The organism is Methylophaga sp. UBA5088 (genome assembly GCF_002414625.1).
Taxonomy (GTDB): domain Bacteria; phylum Pseudomonadota; class Gammaproteobacteria; order Nitrosococcales; family Methylophagaceae; genus Methylophaga; species Methylophaga marina.
In genome coordinates this window covers 1319-2390 of sequence record NZ_DIAC01000111.1, presented here as the reverse complement: position 1 = coordinate 2390, position 1072 = coordinate 1319, and the positions used below count along the sequence as shown (strand labels likewise).

The 1072-nt window shown below is 48.7% G+C and carries 1 protein-coding gene; it reads right to left on the bottom strand.

From position 1 onward, the window contains the following. A partial coding sequence (locus tag B4K20_RS14005) for a molybdopterin cofactor-binding domain-containing protein (RefSeq protein ID WP_289283362.1) occupies window positions 1–1072 on the bottom strand: 1072 nt, incomplete at both ends.

The following is a 1072-nucleotide window of genomic DNA, read 5'->3' as shown; positions in this document are numbered from 1 at the left end:
AGACCTTAACCTGCTCAGGTTTTACTTCCAGCCATTTCGCAACGGTATCAACACCAGCCTGTGGGTTCTGGGTTGCAGTCCAAATCTCACATATACCATCAACAAACCGTGCCGTCGCAGCAGGAGGTTCCATTGGCGCTTGTGCTAGGTGAGGAATGTAGTAGTCAGCAGAAATTGTTGAGCTGGCATTGGCCATTGCTTCATACGCTTGACCTTTGCTTCTGATGACCTTGCCCCCTTTTTGCTGTGAGGAACGCTCTAAAGTCTTACGAAAGGCTTCTGAATCATACTGACGGTTAGGGCCCGCGTTCCATTCGATAGATAATTTCTCTCTACCTTGAATTGCCGCCCAAGTGTTGGTCGCGACAACAACCACCCCACCTAGTGGATTAAATACAGCTGGAGGCGGGCTACTGGGCAAGGTCAGAACTTTGAGTACGCCAGGTACTTTTAAGGTCTCCGTATCATCGTAAGATTTGAGTGTATCGCCATAAGCTGGAGGATGCGCGATAACAGCATAGACCATATCATCAAGGCGTACATCCATACCATACGTTGTTTGGCCAGTAGCGATATCGGCCCCATCAACGAGCCTATTGTCACTTTTGCCGATGTAATTGAATTCATCTGCAGTTTTATAAATCAGGTTTTGGCTTTCGGGCACATCCATTTCGGCCGCTTTCTGAGCAAGCTCACCATAACCTAGTGATTGTCCACTAGCCGCATGAACGACCTGATGATTCGCAGCTTTTACTTCACTGACAGGCACCGACCATATCGCCGCGGCGGCAGCTTCTAACATCATTCTTGCCGCTGCCCCGACGTTACGCATAGGCATGAAAAAATGGCGCATACTTCTCGAGCCATCGGTGTTCTGGTTACCATAGCGTTTCTCATTACCCTCTGCCTGAACAACTTTCACTTTTGCCCAGTCAGCAGACATTTCATCGGCAACCACCATAGGTAAACTTGTTTTAACGCCTTGGCCCATTTCAGAACGATGAGCGACAATCGTCACGGTGCCATCTTCAGCAATTGAGACAAACACGAGAGGATCATCAACCCAGCCATT